The sequence below is a fragment of the Ruegeria sp. BH8 genome (assembly GCF_056538065.1).
This window is the reverse complement of the sequence record NZ_JBQFSP010000017.1, coordinates 19,582-37,383: the sequence shown is the minus strand read 5'-3', so window position 1 is coordinate 37,383 and position 17,802 is coordinate 19,582. Positions and strand designations below refer to the sequence as shown.

General features: G+C 61.5%; 14 protein-coding genes. 3 read left to right on the top strand and 11 right to left on the bottom strand.

Annotated elements, in window-relative coordinates:
- Positions 1–145 precede the first annotated feature (145 nt).
- Positions 146–1,288 carry an amidohydrolase gene (locus ACR0AD_RS18925; RefSeq protein ID WP_480477513.1) on the top strand — a complete coding sequence of 381 codons (1,143 nt, stop codon included), beginning with the start codon at positions 146–148 and terminating at the stop codon, positions 1,286–1,288.
- A gap of 88 nt (positions 1,289–1,376) precedes the next feature.
- Here the strand turns inward: ACR0AD_RS18925 and ubiV are convergent, their stop codons facing one another.
- The 3 genes from ubiV to ubiT are packed head-to-tail and all read right to left on the bottom strand — an operon-like array spanning position 1,377 to position 3,821.
- Positions 1,377–2,297, bottom strand: a complete 921-nt coding sequence (gene ubiV, locus ACR0AD_RS18920; protein WP_480484808.1) for a ubiquinone anaerobic biosynthesis protein UbiV — start codon at positions 2,295–2,297, stop codon at positions 1,377–1,379.
- A 4-nt stretch (positions 2,298–2,301) separates the two neighbouring features.
- Positions 2,302–3,279: a ubiquinone anaerobic biosynthesis protein UbiU gene (ubiU, locus tag ACR0AD_RS18915; RefSeq protein WP_480488989.1), complete on the bottom strand. Its 978-nt coding sequence runs from the start codon at positions 3,277–3,279 to the stop codon at positions 2,302–2,304.
- Positions 3,279–3,821, bottom strand: a complete 543-nt coding sequence (ubiT, locus tag ACR0AD_RS18910; protein ID WP_480488951.1) for a ubiquinone anaerobic biosynthesis accessory factor UbiT — start codon at positions 3,819–3,821, stop codon at positions 3,279–3,281. Before ubiT ends, ubiU begins: the two co-directional genes overlap by 1 nt.
- 136 nt (positions 3,822–3,957) lie before the next feature.
- On the opposite strand from ubiT, the gene ACR0AD_RS18905 reads away from it, so the two are divergent.
- Both ACR0AD_RS18905 and ACR0AD_RS18900 read left to right on the top strand, forming a co-directional pair.
- Positions 3,958–5,466: a UbiD family decarboxylase gene (locus tag ACR0AD_RS18905; protein WP_480488991.1), complete on the top strand. Its 1,509-nt coding sequence runs from the start codon at positions 3,958–3,960 to the stop codon at positions 5,464–5,466.
- Entirely contained in the window at positions 5,463–6,044 is a 582-nt protein-coding gene (locus ACR0AD_RS18900; RefSeq protein ID WP_480488953.1) for a UbiX family flavin prenyltransferase, read from the top strand. Before ACR0AD_RS18905 ends, ACR0AD_RS18900 begins: the two co-directional genes overlap by 4 nt.
- A 117-nt stretch (positions 6,045–6,161) precedes the next feature.
- Here ACR0AD_RS18900 and ACR0AD_RS18895 read toward each other — a convergent pair whose 3' ends face one another.
- The 8 genes from ACR0AD_RS18895 to ACR0AD_RS18860 form a co-directional block, all read right to left on the bottom strand.
- The gene (locus tag ACR0AD_RS18895) at positions 6,162–8,579 is read right to left on the bottom strand and encodes a GcvT family protein (protein ID WP_480488955.1); all 2,418 of its coding nucleotides are present in this window, start codon (positions 8,577–8,579) and stop codon (positions 6,162–6,164) included.
- 28 nt (positions 8,580–8,607) lie between these two features.
- A complete protein-coding gene (locus tag ACR0AD_RS18890) occupies positions 8,608–9,858 on the bottom strand; it encodes an aminotransferase class V-fold PLP-dependent enzyme (protein ID WP_480484804.1) in 1,251 nt (416 codons plus the stop codon).
- A 310-nt stretch (positions 9,859–10,168) separates the two neighbouring features.
- Positions 10,169–10,909 (bottom strand): maleate cis-trans isomerase family protein, encoded by a 741-nt coding sequence (locus tag ACR0AD_RS18885; protein WP_480488957.1) that lies wholly within the window; start codon positions 10,907–10,909, stop codon positions 10,169–10,171.
- On the bottom strand, positions 10,906–11,973 hold the full coding sequence (locus tag ACR0AD_RS18880) for a pyridoxal phosphate-dependent aminotransferase (protein WP_480488959.1): 1,068 nt from the start codon (positions 11,971–11,973) through the stop codon (positions 10,906–10,908). Before ACR0AD_RS18880 ends, ACR0AD_RS18885 begins: the two co-directional genes overlap by 4 nt.
- Complete coding sequence (locus ACR0AD_RS18875; RefSeq protein WP_480488961.1) at positions 11,970–13,622, bottom strand: hydantoinase B/oxoprolinase family protein; 1,653 nt, start codon at positions 13,620–13,622, stop codon at positions 11,970–11,972. The genes ACR0AD_RS18880 and ACR0AD_RS18875 overlap by 4 nt, the downstream gene beginning before the upstream one ends.
- A complete protein-coding gene (locus ACR0AD_RS18870) occupies positions 13,622–15,715 on the bottom strand; it encodes a hydantoinase/oxoprolinase family protein (protein WP_480488963.1) in 2,094 nt (697 codons plus the stop codon). Before ACR0AD_RS18870 ends, ACR0AD_RS18875 begins: the two co-directional genes overlap by 1 nt.
- A 243-nt stretch (positions 15,716–15,958) precedes the next feature.
- A complete protein-coding gene (locus ACR0AD_RS18865) occupies positions 15,959–17,059 on the bottom strand; it encodes a Gfo/Idh/MocA family protein (protein WP_480488965.1) in 1,101 nt (366 codons plus the stop codon).
- Positions 17,060–17,071: 12 nt separating this feature from the next.
- Positions 17,072–17,782 (bottom strand): GntR family transcriptional regulator, encoded by a 711-nt coding sequence (locus tag ACR0AD_RS18860; protein WP_480488966.1) that lies wholly within the window; start codon positions 17,780–17,782, stop codon positions 17,072–17,074.
- Positions 17,783–17,802: the final 20 nt, after the last annotated feature.

The following is a 17,802-nucleotide window of genomic DNA, read 5'->3' as shown; positions in this document are numbered from 1 at the left end:
CGTCTTGAGGTGTGTGGGTTCACAGGATCGAAACTGTTCAGGGCGCTCATCCGGGGACAACTTGCATCAATCGGAACCGATCTTTGAGCGAGATTGCAAAATCCTGTAGCAAGGGCGCAAGAAAGCAGGATGAAGGAGTGTTGCCATGACGAGTTTTTCCGAAAACCTGCGCGCCCTGCGGCATGAGTTTCACCGTAACCCCGAGCTTGGCTTTCAGGAGGACTGGACCAAGGCCCGGATCGCCGATCACCTGAGAAGCCTTGGCATCGAGGTGCATGAAGGTGTCGGCGTTGTTGGTGTTCTGCGCGCGGGCCATGGCAACCGGTCCATCGGTCTGCGCGCGGATTTCGACGCGCTGCCCATTACCGAAGCCAACAGCTTTGCCTACAAGTCTCGGAACCCGGGCGTGATGCATGCCTGCGGCCATGACGGCCATACGACGATGCTGCTGGGCGCGGCCGAGCTTTTGGCCAGGGATCAGGGCTTTGACGGCACCGTTGTCTTCCTGTTCCAGCCCAACGAGGAGCACGGGCTGGGCGCGCGGGCGATGATTGAGGAAGGCGTCCTGCGGGATTTTCCGATTGACGAAATCTATGGCGCGCACAATCTGCCGGGCGAACCCGTCGGGCGGGTTTCAACCCGCGCCGGTGTCATTTGTTGCAGCGAAAGCCTATTCGAGATCACCATCACCGGTCAGGGCGGCCATGCCTCGATGCCCCATGTCGGGCGCGAGACAATCACGCCCGCAGCAGAGCTTGTTCTGGCCTTGCAAACCATCGTTTCGCGAAAGCTTGCCCCATTGTCTGGCGCGGTCGTTTCCGTGACCGAGTTCATCACCGATGGGCAGCGCAACGTCCTGCCGGGTCGAACAGTGTTGAAAGGGGACGCACGGGCGATGTCCCCCGATGACCGCGCGCGGATTGAAAACCATATGCGGCAGATCGCGGCGGGCCTGGCGGAAAGCCATGGTGTCGCGGTGACGGTGGAAATCCGGACCGAATTCATCGAGGCAATCAACGATGCCGACGCCGCAACCCATGTGGTTTCAGCAGCAAAAACGCTGGGCCTTGAGGTTGACGGCGACCGGACTGCCATGTCGTTTTCCGAGGATTTCGCGGAATTTGCGGCTGCGGTTCCGGGGTGTTTTCTGCTGATCGGCAATGGAACCGAGGGGTCGAATGGCCGCCCCCTGCACGCGGACGATTATGATTTCAACGACGCGCTGCTGCCATTGGGGGCAAACCTGTGGGCCGAACTGGTGCGGCAACGTCTGCCAGTGACCACCTGACTGCGCAGGACGATCCGTGGATGTTTCGGATCGCTTCCTCTGGTCGCCTCAAACATTCGCCCACGGATGCCGGACTTTTCCAGAATGATCAGCGTGCCGCTTCGGTGGACACGCGTGCCGAACCCGACCATTCAGCACCGGATGCGCCGGTCAGGAACCCATCGCTTAGCCTTATACCGGGATCGTCCGTGCGCAGGGCATGTTCCAGATCGCCCCGGTCAAGTTGACCATCCAGCCGCTGACGGTAGAGCGCGCAAAGCCTTGGGAACCCCTGAGATTGCGGCGACAGTCGCAGGGCCGAGACGCCCGCGCTTTGCAGCAACTCGATCTGGTGATCCGTGCAGGCATAGCTGTCTGACAGGGTCTGCACACCGTTCATGGCCATGAACGGCTGTCCATCGCCGGTCAGCACATCCAGCCCGTTGGGATCGTTTTCGCAGGCAAACTGGCAATTATCCTTGCTGCGCCCATGCAGGCGCGCATGGTAACACCGGCCGGAGATGGCCAGCGGCAGGCGACCGTGGCCCCAAACCTCGACCGCGACACCCAAACTGGCGGCGGCCTGTGCCAGAACCCTGACCGAGGCGATTGGCAGTTCCGGCGGCAGGCATATGCGACGCGCCCCGCGTGACGCCAGCCATGCAAATGTGCCTTCGTTATAGACATTGATCAGCGGTCCGACATCGAAATCGGTGTTTTCGGGCAGATGCGCCAGCGCGGTCAGGTCGTTGATCTCGACCGTGACCCCCAGATCCGCCAGATCGGCGGTCAGCTTGCGTTCACGCTTGAGCGTCACCAGTGCAAGACTGGTCAGCGCAACCTGTTTGCCTGCCTCAACCAGCCGGGCAATCGCGTCGGGAATCCGGTCCTGATAAAACGGCAGGCGCTTGGAACAAACCAGCTCACCCAGCACGATGCGGTCGACGGGGGTTTGGGCCAGATCCTCATAAAAGGATGTCCAGTTTTCGGCGGGCCAGAAAAACTGGTTGGGGCCAACGGTCAGTTCCATCGCGCTATCTCCAGGTTTTTTTGTAGGCGCCGGTTGTCATGGCCTGGCCTTCGGACAAACGGGCCAGCATCCCCTCGGGCAGAGGGCGTCCGGCCTCAAGCGCGTCGACAGCGGCGCGGAAATTCCGAACCACCTGCGCGACGTAGGATTTCGAACGCTGGCGCCCTTCGATCTTCAGCGCGGTAACACCGGCCTTCTGCAATTGCGGGATCAGCCGTTCCGCGTTCAGGCTGACGGGGTCTTCGAACAGGTGGCCCGTCTTTTCACCTGCGGAAAAGCACCCTTTGCACAATGTCGGGTAAGGTGCAGGCTGGTTTCGTTCGACTCGGTGGATCAGGTAGCCACCCAGACGGGTGTTCAACGCGCCCTTGTCGTTCTGGTATTCAACATGGCTGGCGGGCGAACAGACGCCATTCATGTTCGGAGACAGCCCGGTGGCATAAGAAGACAGCGAACAGCGACCTTCGGCCATCACACAGAGCCCGCCGAACACAAAAACCTCGGTCTCGACTTCTGTTTCGGCGTTGATGGCGGCGATTTCGGGAACCGACAGCACGCGCGGCAGGACTACGCGTTTGACGCCAAAAGTTTCGGCATAGAAGTTGATCACATCGGCATTTGCGGCTGCGGCCTGCACGGACAGGTGCCTGCGCAGCCCCGGATGATTGCACGCGGCATAATCCAGCAACCCAATATCGGCGAGGATCACGGCATCCACGCCGCAGGTTTCCGCATCGGCCACGGCGCGGTGCCAGATTGCTTCGTTGCCGGCGCGGGGAAACGTGTTGATCGCAACCAGCACCCTGGCCCCGTGGTCATGGGCAAAGGCAACGCCCGCGCGCATTTCGGCCCGGTCAAAGTTCAGACCGGGAAAGTTGCGCGCATTGGTTTCATCATTGAAGCCGCAATAGACCGTATGCGCCCCGGCCTTGACGGCTGCGCGCAAAGCGGCGGGCGTTCCTGCCGGGCAGACGATTTCCATTACCATAGTACAGCGTCTTCCGGTCGGGTCAGGTACAGGCCGGTTCGACGTTCCACCAACGCGATGAGCTGCTTGAGCGGGCGCGCAAGCGGGCCGGAGAGGGCTTCGGCCTCGTGCGCGAGGTCCAGTTCCGCGTCGTCGATTGCATTGCGCAGCGCCAGCGCCGCAGCCGTATCGCCCTCGATCACCAGATCACGTGAGAAGAACAGCGCATCGCCGTCAAACGCGCCGTGAACCAGCCCAAGAAGGGCCGCCAGAGGGCCGGAAATACGCGCAACCCCTGTCCCGCCGCGCCGGGTCAGTGTCACCTTTGGGGCACCGCCATTCGGATCAAGCAGCAGGACAACAGGCAAATCCGTCGGATCAAGAACGAAAACTGATCTTCCGTATGGGCCAAGCCGTTGAAACATTTCCGGGTTTTTCTTTGCCAACTGGCGCGTGAAGACCGTCAGCGACAGTGACAAGGGGGCAAGCGGCGCTATCCGAAGCATCGCCGCCAAAGCCGCCGGGCAGCGCGGTATCGTGTTCTCAGGAACGGGCAATAAGACCTCCTGCTGTCTCAACATTGTGACCTTGGATGCCTTCCTAGGACGATCGCGATAGGGGTGACTTGACGGTTGTCAATTCGACCCCTCGCTTTCGTTGCTAGAGGGTGGACACCACCGTCGGAGCAACCCCATTCGCACCCTGCCGCAATATCCCAGCCTTCGGCATTTTCTGAAATGGTGCGAGGACACCGGACAGTTCAGGCGCATCCCAGATCCGGTTTCCGTACGCCACCAGATGACCGCTGTTCACCGCGCCGTGCTTGAGGCGGGCGGACCGGTTCTGCAATTTGACCACCCGACAGACGTGTCCACTGATCGGCTCGATACGCCGGTCGTCGTCAACCTGTTCGGAACGGCAGAGCGGGTTGCTGCCGGGCTGGGTGTCACACCCGACGGGCTGGACGATCTGGGCGCCTTTCTGGCCGCGCTGCGAGCCCCGACGCCGCCGGACGGGGTGCGGGATGCGCTGGCCAGATGGCCGATGCTGAAGGCGGCCCTGTCGACCCGGCCGAAACTGGTCAGAACGGCCCCGGTTCAAAGCCACTGCCACAGCGGGGTGGATGTGGACCTGACCGCACTGCCGGTCCAGACCCACTGGCCCGGTGATGTGGGGCCGCTGATCACATGGCCCGTGGTCCTTACCCGGCCCTACGGCAGCGATGCAAACGCGGCGCAAGGCTATAACGCGGGGGTTTACCGTGTTCAGGTGCTGGACCGGAACCGTGTCATCATGCGCTGGCTGCCTCATCGCGGCGGCGCGGCGCATCACAGAAGCTGGGCGAGGTGCGCCGAAAAGATGCCCGTCGCCATTGTACTGGGCGCAAACCCCGCGACTTTGTTATCGGCGGCCTTGCCCTTGCCAGAAACGGTATCCGAGCTGACATTTGCCGGTGCCCTGAACCAGAAGCGCCCACCTCTGATCCCGGCCAGAACCATCCCCTTGTTGGTCCCTGCCGACGCCGAGATTGTGCTGGAAGGTTGGGTTTCACCAAGCGAGACCGCCCCCGAGGGGCCTTTTGGGGATCACACCGGCTATTACAATCCGGCTGAACCCTTTCCGGTGATGCAGGTCAGCGCTGTCACCCATCGGGACGCGCCGCTGTATCTTTCGACCTATACCGGGCGGCCACCGGACGAACCGTCAATCATTGGGGAGGTGTTCAACCGCCTGGCCCTGCCGACCATCCGTGCGCAGATCCCCGAAATCCACGATCTTTGGCTGCCGCCCGCCGCCTGTTCCTATCGTATGGCAATCGTTGCCATCGACAAACGATATCCGGGGCAGGCCCGGCGCGTGATGATGGCCCTGTGGGGAATGCTGCCGCAATTCAGCTATACGAAAATGATCATCGCAGTCGATGCCGATATCGATCCGCGAAACTGGGAGGATATAGCCTGGGCGCTTGCCACACGCATGGACCCGGGCCGGGATGTGATGGTGCTGGACAGGACACCTATGGATTATCTGGATTTTGCATCGCCCGAACCCGGTCTGGCCGGAAAAATCGGCATCGACGCCACGACGAAACTGGGCAGTGAAACGCTGCGGGAATGGGGGACGGTGATACGCACTGCGGATGCCGATCACACCTTTGCGGAAGACCTTGTAAACCGATTGATGCCGGAGCTGAGAGCATGACAAACGCCCGTGTTGTTTTGGGGGTATCCGGTGCGTCGGGCGCGGCGTTGGGCCTTGCCGTGGCCCGGTGTCTGGCGTCATCGGATATCGAGACCGATCTTGTGGTCAGCGCAGCCGGGATGCGAACCCTTGCGCAGGAATGCGGCCCGGACGCTTTGCAAAACCTGCGGCAACTGGTGACGCGGCATCACCCGAGCGCCGATATCGGTGCCAGCATTGCGTCCGGGTCGGTTCCAGTATCCGGCATGATCGTTGCGCCCTGTTCCATGCGAACGCTTGCCGCGATTGCGCATGGGCTGGACGATAACCTGCTGACGCGCGCCGCCAGTGTTCAGCTCAAGGAACGCAGGCCGTTGGTTTTACTGACACGCGAAGCACCGCTGACGCTGGCCCATTTGCGCAACATGACGGCGGCGGCAGAAATGGGGGCCATCATCCTGCCCCCGGTTCCTGCGTTTTATCTGAAGCCCGACACCCTGATGGATATCGTGTCCCAGATCGCTGCACGCGCGGTGGACTGCCTGCGCATTTGTGACCCGGTGGCGCAAGAGTGGCGCCCGCAATGCGCTGGTGGGTGAGTTCGGGCGCCTCCGGCGGGAGTATTTGGAAAAAGATGAAGTCGCCTGAAGGGCCGAGACGAGACATCTTTAGGAGCGTCTTATTGGCCTTGCCTGCCTGTAGACGGGTTTTGAGCGTTAACACCGCAGTCTGGCGCCTGTCGGGTCAAACGGTGCCTCGGCCAGTACGCGCGCCTTGTGCGGTTTACCGATGACCTGAATGACCACCTCATCGCCCGGCTGTGCCCTGTTTGGATTGCGGAACCCCAGCGCCAGCGATTTCCCGACCGAATAGCCGAACGCCCCCGACGTGACACGACCCACGGGCGCGCCGTCGGGGGTAAAGATCGGCTCACCCCCGGTTGCGTCGGCATCTTCGGTCACATCCAGTTCGAAGACGGACAGCACCTCGCGCGCGGGGTTGTCCTTGACGGACAGATAGGCGTCTTTGTGCAGGAAATCCTTGTCCAGCTTGATCAGACCTGCCAGCCTGACCTCTTGCGGCCAGTATTCCTGAGAATACTCGCGCCCCCACGAGCCATAGCCCTTTTCGATCCGCAGCGCCCCCAGCGCGCGCCCGCCCACCGGACCGCCACCACAGTCTTTGGCAGCCTCAAGCAGGGCGGTGTAGAGCGCCACCTGATCCCCCTCGGCGCAGTGCAGTTCCCAGCCCAGATCGCCGGTAAAGCTGACCCGGATGGCCACGCATTCGACACCAGCAACCGTGATTTTCTGCGACCGCATGAAGCGGAACGCCTCGTTCGACAGATCGGTATTGGTCAGGCGTGCCAGCGCTTCGCGTGACCTGGGGCCTGCGATGTTGAACCCTGCGATGCGGTCGGTGGCGACCTCAAGAGTTGTGCCCTCGGGCATTTCCACCATTTGAAAGAAGCGCTGATGATAGCGTTCGGCCATGCCTGACCCGATCATCATGTATTCATCCTCGGCCAGCTTGGTGATGGTGAAATCGCCCGCCACGCCACCGCGAACCGAGATCAACGGCGTCAGACAGCTGCGCCCCACTTCGGCAGGCACCCGATTGGCCACCAGACGGTCCAGCCAGTCATGGGCACCGGGGCCCTTGATCACGTAATTGGCGAAGTTCGAAATGTCGATCAGGCCCACGCTGTCGCGCAGCATCTGCACCTCTCGGCCCACGGGCTTCCACCAGTTCTGGCGGGTAAAGCCGGTGGTCTCTTCCACCTCGGGCTCATCGGCGAACCAGAGCGGATGTTCCCAGCCGCAATTAAGGCCAAAGACGCAGCCCATCTGCTTCTGCATCTCATAGGCGGGGCGTATACGGGCCGGGCGGCCTGCGCTGCGTTCCTCGTTGGGGAAATGGATCTTGAAGCGGTGGGTGTAGGCATCCCGAACGCGGGCCTTGGTGAATTTCTTGTCGGCCCAGTCGCCAAACCGGGCCAGATCCCAGGCGAACATGTCGTATTGCGGCTCGCCCTCGATCATCCATTGCGCCGCCAGCAGACCCAAGCCCCCGGATTGCGAGAAGCCGGGGATCAGACCGCCGCAGAGGAAATAGTTCTTCAGCTCGGGCACCGGCCCCCAGAGCATGTTGGCGTCGGGCGACCAGATCATCGGGCCGTTGATCACGCGTTTCACCCCGGCAGTGGCCGCAACTGGCACGCGTTCGGTGGCGCGGATGACGTTTTCCATGATCCGGTCCAGATCGTCGGGGAACAAATCATGCGCGAAGTCGAGCGGCGTGCCGTCCTCGGCCCAGAACTTCATATCTTTCTCATAGGCCCCGATCAGAAGGCCGTTGCCTTCCTGCCGGAAGTAATATTCGCCGTCGCGGTCAGCGATCGAGGGCAAACGACGGCCCAGACTGGCGACCTCGTCGATGCTTTCGGTCACGAAATACTGATGCTCGGTCGGTTGCAGCGGCAGGGTCAGACCCGCCAGCGCCGCTACCTCGCGGCCCCAGAGACCGGCGGCGTTGACAACCCATTGCGTGTGAATGTCGCCTTTGGGCGTGCGCACGATCCAGCTGCCGTCGGGCTGTTTTTCGGTCGCTGTCACCGGGCAGAACCGTTCAATAGTGGCCCCCATCGCACGGGCCCCGGCGGCATAGGCATGCGGCACGCCCGACGGGTCGACATTGCCGCCATCGGGTTCGTACATGATGCAGCGGATGTCATCGAACTGCGCCAGCGGGTGCAGTTCCTTGGCTTCTTCACGGCTGACTTCGTAGAAGTTCAGACCATAAAACCGGGCTTTCGCCTCTTGCAGGCGCAGCTGGTGCTCACGCTCTTCGGTCTGGGCCAGATAGAGCGAGCCGGGCTGGAATACGCCGCAGCTTTGGCCGGTTTCCTGTTCCAGCTGTTTATACAGATTCATCGTATAGTGCTGGATGCGGGTGATGTTGTTGTTGTCGTGCAACCCGTGGATATTCGCCGCTGCGTGCCAGGTCGAGCCGGAGGTCAACTCGTTCCGTTCCAGCAAGACAACGTCGGTCCAGCCAAGCTTGGCCAGATGGTACAGGATCGAACAGCCCGCAAGGCCCCCTCCGATCACGACAGCTTGTGCATGAGTTTTCATGAGTGCATGTCCCTTGGTCCGCCGTAGCTCAGGCGGCGATTTCTTTCATGACAGCCAGAAATCTGGCGACTTCGCCGATTGAGTTGTAGTGGCACATTGAGACCCGGACGCAGGCGTCATAACCCAGCGGTGTCAATATGTTGCCAGAGTAATGGTCGGCCTTGCGCAAATGGGTGCGAATACCCTCATCGTTCAGCCGTTTGACGACATCCGCCGAGGCCACACCCTGAACGCGCAGCGACACCAGCCCTTCGCGAGCGGGGTTGTCGGCACCGCCCAGAATCGTGACCTTCTCCATCTCGGCCAGACCGCTCAGGTTGCCGGTGCCGTGGATCATCGCGTCGGTCAGTGCCTTTTCCTGCGCGTGGATGGCTTCGCCCGCTGCCAGAAATCTGGCACGCCGGTCGGTGGCGTCGCTGACCTGACTGCCAAGCCATTCGAAGTAAGACACAACGTCGGACATGGTCGCATAGGCCCCTGTATCGCGCGTGCCCATTTCCCAGTTATCTGCCGGACCGTCCAACAGGGCATTGTGTTCAAGCCGCGTCAGCCGGTCGGAAATCCACGCAACGCCGTAGCCATGGCGCGAAAACACCTTGTAGGGCGAGATCACGTAGCCGTCGACGTCATACGCGCTGAGGTCGATCTGGCCATGGGCGGCGTGCTGGATGCCATCGACAATGATGAAACAGTCTGGCGCCACGGCGCGGATCGCCTGCGAAACAGCGGCCACATCGACGCCCATGCCCGTCACCGGTGAGGTGTGCAGGATTGTCGCCACTTTGGTGTCGGGGGTGACGGCCGCAGCATAGGCGTCGGCTGTCACGGTGCCGGTATCGTCATCGTGGGGCACCAGCACATGGGTCTGCCCGGCGATGCGAGCCCAACGATCACAGGCTGACCGTGTGGCGGGGTGTTCCAGTGTCGACCCCAGCACAATCCCCGGACCGGTTCCCAGACAGGCGTTCATGATCAGCCGGAACAGAAGTTCGGTGCCGCTTTCACCGACAAAGAACTGACCACCGGGTGCATTCATGAAATCCCGCATATCAGCCTTGGCAGCGTTGATCGTGGCAACCAGCGCATGAGACCCCGGATTGTCGCGCCCCTGATTGTCGGGGATTGCGGCGTGACGTGCCGAGCTGTCCAGCACGGATTTCAGTGTCAAAGCCCCGCCGGCGTTTTCGAAAAATATCCGCTCGCCCTGTTCGGGGCAGTGATCGATCTGGGCAAAACGGTCGCGGATCTGGTTCAGCAGATTTTCCGAAATTTGGCTCATGAAAAGAGGCACCTTTGTATTTTGTGAACGTATGATGTTTCAGACAAGCCTAAGATGGTTTCCCCGCGGGGCAGGCCAAATTTCCCGTGACTTTGCGGCTGGTTCAACATGTGCTTCAATCCCGAGCGGTCCTTATTCCGACTATGGCGTAGAAGGCGCGGTATCTTGTTCTTTTGCGACGTAAATACAGTCACGTCTGCGACACGGCGCGTTGGGTGGGCTGGAATACCCGCCCCATATGCCGGTGCGCTCCCGCCTTTGATGCGGGCAGCCGACCGGGGCGGGTTCCATGCTTTTGCCTAACCCAAGGCTATAGCAGATCAAACAACCGCCCCGGAACAGTCCCGTGCCTTGGCAGGTCAAGCGCCCGCATCAGGGCAAACATCACGGCCTGATTGGACGTCACAACAGGTTTATCAAGGGCCGCTTCGATCCGGTCTATGGCCTCGACTGCGCGCATGTCGGTGCAGCTGAGTATGATGGCCTCGGCCTTTGGGTGGTCGGCCTGCATGGCAAGGTCGAAAACCTCGTCCGGGGTCAGCTCGCCCTGCCCGTAATTGCCCAGCTCGCGGCCGATATCGGCGCAATTCACCGTTGTGATCCGGTTCTGCGTCAGAAAATCCATGGCCTGCGTGTTGATCTCGCCCAGATAGGGCGAAGAAAAACCGACCCGGGACACGCCGAGCGCATGGATCGCAGCAACAAGCGCCCCTGCGGCGGTAATACACACGGCCCCCGACGCGGCCCTGATGTCCTGCGCCAGCTGGTGGTCAAAGGACGGGCCATGGGTCAGCGTGGCCGAGGTACAGCCATAGAGCACCACATCGGGCCGAACGCCCGAGATCATCTTGAGGTCGTGGCTGATATCCGAGGCCCCCAGACCCGCCATCTGATCCGATCCGGGGATCTCATCCACGTCATAGCCACCCATTCGCTGAAAATGCACCGTCGTGTCCGGGCAGCGCATCAGCATCATGTCAGCTTCGAGATTGGTGTTGGTAAAGGGCACAAGCACCCCGATTTTGGCCCGTGTCCGGGTTTCAAAGGTCATGACGTAACCTCTTTCAGAACAGTCAGGCAGCGCTCCATCACTGCCGTGTCGCAGATCGTGGCGCGCAGGCAATCCGCGAGGCCATAGCCGCCCATTCCGCGAATGAGCAAACCCGCTTTGCGCAACGCGGCATCCGCTTCTTGCGCCGTCGCGGCATCGGCAAAGCGGATCAGGACAAAATTGGTGTGGCTGCGCGGAACAGATAATCCCAGCGCCCGGCACCCATCGGCAAAGCCATCCCGGATGGCGGCGGTTCTGGCAACCGTGTCGCGCATGTGGGGCTGATCCTGCATCGCTGCCGTTGCCATGGCCTGAGAGAGGGTCGATACGTTGTTGGGGTTGAGCAGCTTTCGCAGCTCAATCGCGACCTCTGACGGGAAAAGACCCCATCCCACGCGTGCGCCCGCCAGACCGTAAGCCTTTGAGAAGGTGCGTATGACCACGGTATCCCCACGTGCAACGAGGGCAAAGATTTCAGCCGGGTCGTGATCGCGATCGGCGAATTCGGCATAGGCCTGATCGACCACCAGCAGCACGTTCCCGGGCAGGGTGTTGCGCAGGCGGATGATCTCGGCATTCGGGATCAGGGTGCCGGTCGGGTTGCCGGGGTTGCAGACAAAGACGATCCGGGTTTCAGGCGTGACAGCGGCCAGAATGTCATCGACCGAGACGGTCAGATCAACCTCGCGCGCTTTTACATAGTCTGCCCGCACCTGCGCCGTGGCTGAGGCCACATAGGCATAGCCGTAATCCGTGCCCAATACATGGTCGCCCGGCCCTGAATAGGCGCGGATCAGGCAGCCGATCAACTCCATCGATCCGGCACCGCACAGGATGTTGTCGGCTGGTACCCCGTGCGCCTGAGCGATGGCCGCGCGCAGGTCCGACCAGTCGGGATCAGGATAAAGCGGCATCCGGTGCAGTGCCGCCTGCCCCGCCGCAATTGCGGCAGGGCTGACCGGGAAAGCGCTTTCATTCTGGGCCAGAGATACAGTGTCCGACGCGCCCAGATCGGCCAGCGCATAGGCCGCCATGGCACGAATGTGATCAACTGCGCGGATCATGAGGCACCTCCATAGGCTTTGGCCCCTTCTTCTGTGACCAGCCCGCGCCTGAGGTCCAGCGCCAGCGCCTTTGGGTCGCGCACGGCCGGATCGCCAAAGCCGCCGCCGCCGGGGGTGTCAAAGATCAGGTAATCGCCGCTTTCCACACGTAGCTCGCCCTTGCCCGGAATGTCGCCGCCGCCATCGCGAAACCGGATACGTCCCGGCGCGCCGGGCAGGCCGCCCATACGACCCAGAGCCGGGAATTTCAGACGTTCGACCGACAGGAAGACGATGAAGGGGGCATCGTTGGCAGACGTCATCTCGATCCGCTGACCCAATCCGCCCCTGAACTGGCCTGCGCCGCCCGAGTCGGGCAACAATTCGCGTCGCCACATGATCACCGGTGCGACACTTTCGGTTATTTCGACCTGCGAGCCGAACACCCCCGAAGGGTAGGCTGTCGCAGACAGGCCATCCGCGTGGGGCCGCGCCCCGGTACCGCCATTGTGAACGGGTTCGATGGCAAATTCGCGCCCGCCATTCGCCGCCACTTCGGGCGCGTGGCGCATTGGCAGGTCGAACATGCACGACGCCCCTTCGGCGGGCACCTGATCGGGCAGCGCCTGATGCAGGCAGCCCAGAACCAGATCCGGTGTGACCTGCCCCAGCGTATGCCGCATGGCCACTGGCACCGGATGCTGGGCGTTCAGGATGCAACCCTTGGGGCCGTCCACCGTGAAAGGTTCCAGCGAGCCCGCGTTGTTCGGGATATCCGGCCCGACGATGCAACGCAGGGCAAAGACCGTATAGGCGGTGGCATAGTTCAAAGGCACGTTGATGCCCTTTTTAGAACACCCGGACGTGCCCGTGAAATCGACATGCATCCCCTCTTTGGTGACGGTGAGTGTCGCGTGCAGCTCCAGCTCGGCCTCATAGCCGTCCATGCGCAGCACGTTTTTGTACACGCCTTCGGGCACCTCGGCGATGGCCTGCAACGCACCTTTACGCGAGGTGTCGATGATATATGTGCCAAGCCTGTCCAGATCATCGATCCCGAACTCCTCCATCATCGCAACAAGGCGGTTCACCCCGGCCTCGCAACAGGCGATCAGGGCGTAGATGTCGCCCTCATTGGCCACAGGCTCGCGCGAGTTGGCGCGGATGATATCCATCAGCAGCGCATTGGGCGTTCCGGCCTCGACCAGTTTGCAAGGCGGGATCAGCAGGCCTTCGTCATAGATGTCCGAGCCTTCAGGTCCCATACCCAGACCGCCCAGATCCACCAGATGCGAGGTGCAGGAGGTAAAGCCCACCACCTTGCCGTCCTTGAACGCGGGCATCATCAACAGGAAGTCGTTCAGATGCCCCGAGGCCAGCCACGGGTCGTTTGTCATGTAGATGTCGCCGGGGCGCATGTCCTGCACCGCGAAACGGGCGCGCAGGTGCAGCACGGCCTCGGCCATGGTGTTGATATGGCCAGGTGTTCCGGTCACGGCCTGCGCCAGCATCCGGCCATTCACGTCGAATATCCCGGCGGAAATGTCACCGCATTCACGCACGATGGGCGAAAAAGCTGCGCGGATCAGGGTCTGGCCCTGTTCTTCGACCACAGCCAGCAGACGGTTCCACATCACTTGCAGACGGGCGGGGGACAGATCAGCGGTCATCATGCGCCTCCTTTCTGATCCTGTATCAGGACAAGGTTGCCGATTGCGTCCATCTGAACCGAGAAATCGGCGGATACGAGTGTGGTTGTTTGTGGTTCATGGATCAGCGCGGGGCCTGCCACATAGTCTCCGGGGCGCATATCGGCGCGGGCGACAAAGGCGGCCTGTTTTACTATGCCATCCAGATCACAGGTGATGGGGCGTGTCTGCGTGACCTGAAATGCGGTTTGGGCGGGTGTTTCCGACACCGCGGGCACCGCCTTGTCCGGGGTGGCAACGCGAACCGCCCAGTTGAGAACCTCGATCTTCATCCCCGGCACGGGGCGTGAGAATTGTTTGCGGTATTCCCTTTCGAATGCAGCCGTCAGCGGGGCGATATCCTGGCGTGTCAGGGCGCGGTCCGGCAAGGTAATCTCAATCTCATGCCCCTGCCCGCTATAGCGCATGAAGGCGGTGCGCAGGGTTTCGGTGGGTGCGTCCCCTACCCCTTGGGCGACGACCTCTTTTGCTTCGGCAATCATCGTATCGAACAGGGCGTTCATCCCGTCCATGTCCATGCTGTCGAGCAGGGAATAGCGCGAGCGGACGATTTCGAAGGACACCGGGGCAAACAGGAACCCAACCGCCGAACCGACACCGGGATTGGGCGGGATCACGATACGCGACATCCCGGCGGACCGGGCGACTCGGGTGGCATGCAGCGGCCCGTTGCCACCAAAGGCAATCATGGTGCGCGGGCCAAGGTCCTTGCCGCTTTCGACCGCGTGCATTCGCCCGGCGCTGGCCATGCTTTCGACAACGATGCGGCTGACCCCATCTGCCGCACCTGTTGCATCCAGCCCCAGTTTTTCCCCGATCACACGTCTCAGGGCGGCCTTTGCGCTATCGGGGTCCAGCTGGATATGCCCCTCGGCAAAGGTGTCGGGCACGATATAGCCCAGAGTGATGTCGCTGTCGGTCACGGTCGGATCGGTTCCGCCGCGCATGAAAGCGACCGGCCCGGGCTCCGAGCCTGCCGATTTTGGCCCGACCGTCAGACGCCCGAGACGGTCAACACCCGCGATCGAACCGCCGCCAGCGCCGATTTCAATCATCTCGATCACCGGAATGCGCACCGGCATTCCCGACCCCTTAATGAACCGTGCCGCGCGGGCGATTTCGAATGAGCGCGAGGTCTGGGGGCGCGCCTTGTCGATCAGGCAGAGCTTGGCCGTGGTGCCACCGACGTCAAAGGACAGGACCTGGTCCAACCCGGCACGCGCCGCGATGCGAGCGGCTAGAATGGCCCCTCCGGCGGGGCCGGATTCCACCAGACGAATGGGGAAACGCGTTGCGGTGCCGATCGTGCACATACCGCCGCCTGCCGTCATCATCAGGATCGGACAGGTTACGCCCTCGGCCGTGAACTGATCCACGAACCGGGTCAGATAGTTTTCCATCAGCGGCTGAATATAGGCGTTGGCCACAGTGGTGCAGAGCCGGTCAAACTCACGCGCTTCGGGGCTGACATCGGACGAGATCGAGACGGTCAAACCTGGGCGGTGTCGCGCCAGAAGATCGCGCAAGCGCCGTTCGTGGGTCGGGTTGGCGTAAGAGTGCATCAGGCAGATGGCCACCGCCTCGGCCCCGCTGGCGTCAATCTCGGCCAGCAACCGGTCTACTTTCCCTTCATCCAGTTCAATCAGCACCTTGCCTTCTGCCGACATGCGTTCGCCTATGGTCAACGAGCATTCGCGCGGCACCAGCATGTCCGGCTTTTCAAGGTTGATGTCGTATTGGGAATACCGACGCTCGTACCCGATATCGAGAATATCGCGGAACCCTTCGGTGCAGACCGTGGTCACGACCGCTCCGCGCCGTTCAATCAGCGCGTTGGTTGCCAGAGTTGTTCCGTGAATGAATCCGGTGACATCCTTCAGCGACCGGCCAGTCTGCGCCATGACGCGCCGCGCGCCTTCCAGTGCGCCTTCTGCCGGGTTCTGGTGGGTGGTCAGGGTTTTGGTGGAGGCCAGTATCGTCTCATCACCCGAGACGAGGACCGTGTCGGTAAAAGTGCCGCCAATATCGATGGCGAGGCGCAGAGCGGTTGTCATGAGGTATTCCGTTGTCGTCTGAAAGCAGGCAGGCAGAACGGCCCCGCAGGGCGGTTACCGGCGCGTTGTGACCAGATCACAGCCGGTCGCACGGCGATCAAGGCGGGTGGGAATACACTGACAGGTCATACAGTTTTGTCCCCTACTGCGCCCCGCTTCACTAGCTGATTTACGACAGATTGGCCCGCAAGCGACACATTTGTCGCCGCAGACCTGTCTACACTGAACTTGCCCGGGGTCAGTCTAAGGGTGCTTTAGGTGAACCGTTTCGCCGGTTTGCAGGGCCTGCTGCGCTGCCAATCCCATTCGCACCGCCCACAAACCGTCATGCACTGTCACATCCGGTTCGGCCTTGTGCCCGCGCACCAGATCCAGAAACCCCTTGTGCTGATAATAGGTCGAGCCGTTGTGATCTCCGGCAGCCAGCAAACGGGGATCGACAGGGATATCCTGCGACATTGGCCCCTTGGGGTCCCGCGGGCTGACGATGACCTGCGGCACTGGCGGCGTTCCCAGATGGTCGGGCCAGAACCGCCCCGGCCCCGGCACCAGAGCCTCGACCTTGGCGTTGGGTCCGATGGCCGAAATCTCTTCCTGATAACGGGCGCCTTCGGCGAACATGCACAGCTCGAGCATCGCGCGCGCGCCATTGGCGAAATCGACCAGAACATAGCCATGATCCAGTATATCGGGTGTTTCACCCCCGTAGGTTTCGTCCAGATGGTTCACTGCCTGCCCGCCGCTTGCGGTGATTCGCACCGGGTCGGATTGCAGGATCAGCCGCATCAGATCGAAGAAGTGGCAACATTTTTCAACAAAAGTGCCGCCGGTGTTGCGGTTGAACCGGTTCCAGTCGCCGACTTTGCGCAGAAACGGAAAGCGATGTTCCCGGATCGACAGCATCCGGACCCCGCCAGTGTCCCCGATCTTGTCGATCAGGGTCGCGATGGGCGGCATATAGCGGTATTCCATTGCGACCCAGATCGGGTGTGGATAGTCGCGCTGAACCTTCTCTAGCCTTGCGGCGTCCTGGGGGTTGGTGAACAGGGGCTTTTCCACCAATAGCGGCAAGGGGCGCGTTTGCGCGATTTCACAGATCTGGTCGACATGCATGTGGTTTGGGCTGGCGATGACCAAGCAGTCCAGGTCTTCGATATCCAACACCTCTTGCACCGAGCGTGCCATAACCGCACCCGGCGCAATCGCCTGCGCGGCTTTTGCCATCCCGGGATCGGGTTCGAATATCGCTGCGACACGCGTGCCGTCCAGCAGGGCGATGTTGTGCAGGTGTTCCTGCCCCATCATGCCACATCCGATCAGCCCGTAATTGATGGTCCGGGTCATGCGCGTTTCCTTTTACTTCAGACGTTGGACATAGGTGGCCCGGTCCGGGTCGAACCAGGTCTTGGAAAATTCGACAGGTTCGGCCTTGTCCGACCAGCTGAACCGTTCGATATAGCCCACCGTTTCACCGGCGGCTTTGGTGAACACCGCGGGCGTCCAATCGGGCAACTGGCCAATCGATACGCGATCTTCGGCCCGTGATATCCAGAAACCCAGCTGGTGCTGATAATAGCGGTAGAGCGAGTCCGACAGCAGGCTTCGCTTGATCAGGCCGGCTGATTCGTCCAGCCAGATTTCCTCGACCGCGATGATTGTGTCATTCAGATAGCGCATCCGACGTACGCGCGATCCGGTGTCTGAAGTGCCAAAATCCGGCAGATCGGAAGGTTTCTTCAGATGATCGACGGACAGGATATCCGCACGCGGCAACCCGCCCCCTTGGGGCAATTCCAGCCGGAACATCGCGTAGACGCTGTTCTGAGTTCCGGTCTCGCGGATGTAATTTCCTGACCCCTGAATACGCTCCAACATGCCTTTTTTCTCAAGCTCTGCGAGAGATTTTCGCAGCGTGCCGACCGACACGTTCAGCTCGGCCGCCATATCGCGTTCCGGGGGCAGACGCTCACCATCGATCAAGCGGCCCGCAGCGACATCGCGGATCAGCAGCTCGGCAATCTGAACGTAGATAGGCAGGGCATTGGGGTTTCGGGTGTTGGGGGGCATTTCAGGCGCTTCATTCGGTC

Excerpts from the sequence above, each read along its gene's own strand:
- ACR0AD_RS18900 (WP_480488953.1), top strand. The coding sequence starts at position 5,463 with ATGACAAACGCCCGTGTTGTTTTGGGGGTATCCGGTGCGTCGGGCGCG.
- ubiU (WP_480488989.1), bottom strand. The coding sequence starts at position 3,279 with ATGGAAATCGTCTGCCCGGCAGGAACGCCCGCCGCTTTGCGCGCAGCC.
- ACR0AD_RS18860 (WP_480488966.1), bottom strand. The coding sequence starts at position 17,782 with ATGCCCCCCAACACCCGAAACCCCAATGCCCTGCCTATCTACGTTCAG.
- ACR0AD_RS18880 (WP_480488959.1), bottom strand. The coding sequence starts at position 11,973 with ATGATCCGCGCAGTTGATCACATTCGTGCCATGGCGGCCTATGCGCTG.
- ACR0AD_RS18865 (WP_480488965.1), bottom strand. The coding sequence starts at position 17,059 with ATGACCCGGACCATCAATTACGGGCTGATCGGATGTGGCATGATGGGG.
- ACR0AD_RS18885 (WP_480488957.1), bottom strand. The coding sequence starts at position 10,909 with ATGACCTTTGAAACCCGGACACGGGCCAAAATCGGGGTGCTTGTGCCC.
- ACR0AD_RS18890 (WP_480484804.1), bottom strand. The coding sequence starts at position 9,858 with ATGAGCCAAATTTCGGAAAATCTGCTGAACCAGATCCGCGACCGTTTT.
- ACR0AD_RS18875 (WP_480488961.1), bottom strand. The coding sequence starts at position 13,622 with ATGACCGCTGATCTGTCCCCCGCCCGTCTGCAAGTGATGTGGAACCGT.
- ACR0AD_RS18870 (WP_480488963.1), bottom strand. The coding sequence starts at position 15,715 with ATGACAACCGCTCTGCGCCTCGCCATCGATATTGGCGGCACTTTTACC.
- ACR0AD_RS18895 (WP_480488955.1), bottom strand. The coding sequence starts at position 8,579 with ATGAAAACTCATGCACAAGCTGTCGTGATCGGAGGGGGCCTTGCGGGC.
- ubiV (WP_480484808.1), bottom strand. The coding sequence starts at position 2,297 with ATGGAACTGACCGTTGGCCCCAACCAGTTTTTCTGGCCCGCCGAAAAC.
- ACR0AD_RS18925 (WP_480477513.1), top strand. The coding sequence starts at position 146 with ATGACGAGTTTTTCCGAAAACCTGCGCGCCCTGCGGCATGAGTTTCAC.